Here is a 1,740-nt window from a genome sequence, read left to right on the forward strand (position 1 = left end):
CGCATCCCCCCTCCTCCACACCGCCCCCACCCCTGTCCGAAGCCCCCTTCGACGACCGCCGCGTGTGGACCCTGATCGCCAGCGGCGGTGCCCGGGCCGTCCATCACATCGAATCGCCGGCCATGACCTCACTCTGCCGCATGAGCCGGGTCCACAACATCGAAGGATTGATCGCCCTGGTGAGCGTGATCCGACCCGGCGCAGCCAACGAACAAAACAAACTGCGCTTCACCCGCAGGTACCAGGGACTCGAACCCGTCACATATCCCCACCCCATCCTGGCCGAGTGCCTGGGAGATGCCTGGGGCCTGGTCATCTACGAGGAACATATCCTGTTGATCTGCGAACGCTTCGCCGGTTTGTCCCCCGGCCAGGCCGATCAGTTGCGACGGGCACTGAGCCGGGGACACATGGCCCGGGTGGACGCACTCGGTCGCGAGTTTCACCGGGCCGCCCGCGCCCGCGGACACCCCGAAGACCTCATCGCCACCGTCTGGTCCATGGTCCGCAATTTCGCCGGTTACTCCTTCTGCAAGGCCCACAGCACCGCCTACGCCGTGGAAGCCTACCAGTCCGCCTGGCTGAAATGTTATTTCCCGGCCGATTTCATGGCCGCCGTCCTCACCCAGGGCAAGGGATTCTACGACCCCCTGGTGTACGTCCTCGAATGCCATCGCCTGGGCGTGCCGTTGCTCCGACCTGATGTGAACCAACCCGGCCCGCGCTTCGAAGTGGAAACCCATCCGCGACCCGCCATCCGGGTCCCGCTGACCCGCTTGAAAAACCTCACGGAGAAAACCCGGGACCGTCTCCTGGACGAACGGGCCCGCGCCCCGTTCACCTCCATGGCCGACTTTTACCAACGGGTGCAGCCCCTGCCCGAAGAACTGGAAGCCATGGTCCGCGTGGGTGCCTTCGACGGCTGGAACCTTCCGCGAACCGCCCAGTTCTGGGAAGTCCGGCGACTGCTCCGACACCGCACCTCCAACGACCGCCCCACCCAGGGCTGGCTGTTCCCCGAACTCGCACCCGAGGCCCCTTTCACTTCCGGTATCCCCGCCCACGTGAACCTCCCGGCCCGCCAACCCACGCTCCAGGAACGCCTGGCCGACGAACTCGAGTTGCTGGGCTTCCCCGTCAGCGCACATCCCCTGGCGTTGTACCCGGACATCGCATGGGAATCCTATTGCCCGGTCTCGTGCCTGGCCGAACACGCAGGCCAACAGGTCACCACCTGCGGTCTGGTCGTCGAACAACGAGTCCACCACCAGATCACCGGCGAACCCATGAAGTTCCTCACCCTGGCCGATTGGACCGGCATGGTGGAAACCGAACTGTTCGCCCCCACCTACCGCACCTACGGACCGGTCACCCTCCGGTACCCGGTGCTGGAAGTCACCGGCAGGGTGGAACCTTTCGAAAACGGATGCGGATTCACCCTGCGGGTGGAACGGGCCGGCCCGCCCCGCCGCCGATCCTCACCCCACCGGCCGGCTACCGCCCCTGACCCAACCTCCCACCAAGCCGCCCTCCCCGCCATCGCTTGAGCCCCACGCCCAACCCGGCCCGTCGCCCCCACCCCCACTCACCTCAACACCATACGCACCCACTGCACCAGGAGCACCACGATCACAGCCGGACAAAACCACCGCAGAAAAAAGCCCCATAACCGCACGCGCCACCGACCCCACCGGCCCCCCACAAACCCCGGGCACCCCACAGCCGCCTCCTCCGCCGCCG

Annotated in this window: 1 protein-coding gene; it reads left to right on the forward strand. The window is 66.6% G+C overall.

Annotated features, from left to right (window positions below; translation table 11 throughout):
* A partial coding sequence (locus tag G4L39_RS05420) for a helix-hairpin-helix domain-containing protein (RefSeq protein ID WP_484497196.1) occupies positions 1-1,547 on the forward strand: 1,547 nt, incomplete at its 5' end.
* Positions 1,548-1,740: the final 193 nt, after the last annotated feature.

The organism is Limisphaera ngatamarikiensis, from assembly GCF_011044775.1.
GTDB classification, from domain to species: Bacteria; Verrucomicrobiota; Verrucomicrobiia; order Limisphaerales; family Limisphaeraceae; genus Limisphaera; species Limisphaera ngatamarikiensis.